Consider the following 830-nt stretch of genomic DNA (forward strand, 5'->3'; position numbering starts at 1 on the left):
CCACACGCTGACTTCCACGGGAAGATCCGTGCACTACGTTACGCGTTCCTAGAGCTAGGTGTTGACGACGGTCTAATTGTTGCGCGTACTGACTCTGAAGGTGCTGGCCTAACTAAAGAAATCGCTGTTGTTAATGAGCCAGGCGACGAAGGCGACATCTACAACTCTTACCTAGATGTTGAAGAAATCGACGTAGCTGACATGAACGAAGGTGATGTTGTTATTAATCGTAACGGCAAGCTTGTTCGTCCTAAGCGTCTTCCTTCTGGTCTTTACCAATTCCGTCAAGGTACTGGTCATGAGCGTTGCGTATTCGATTGTATCGGTGCGATCAATGCTGGTGCAGACCTTCTTTGGATCGAAACCGCAGTCCCAACTGTACACGAGATCGCGGGCATGATGAACGACGTACGTAAAGTTCACCCAGATGCGAAACTTGTTTACAACAACTCGCCATCTTTCAACTGGACATTGAACTTCCGTCAGCAAGCATATGACGCAATGGTTGAAGCGGGCGAAGATGTTTCTGCATACGATCGTGCAAACTTAATGTCTGCTGAATATGATGATTCTGCATTGTCAGCAGCTGCTGATGCGCGTATCAAGACTTTCCAAGCGGATACTGCGCGTGAAGCGAACGTATTCCACCACTTGATCACTCTACCTACTTACCACACTACTGCGTTGTCTGTAGACAACCTAGCGAAAGAGTATTTCGGTGAGCAAGGTATGCTTGGTTACGTTGAAGGTGTTCAGCGTAAAGAGATCCGTCAAGGTATCGCATGTGTTAAGCACCAAAACATGGCTGGTTCAGACCTTGGTGATGATCA

At 47.6% G+C, this 830-nt stretch carries 1 protein-coding gene; it reads left to right on the plus strand.

Translation table 11 applies throughout. From position 1 onward, the window contains the following. Window positions 1-830, plus strand: an 830-nt coding sequence (locus tag A3738_RS06920; RefSeq protein ID WP_156504030.1) for an isocitrate lyase, incomplete at both ends; no start/stop codon positions are given.

It is taken from the genome of Oleiphilus sp. HI0066, from assembly GCF_001635725.1.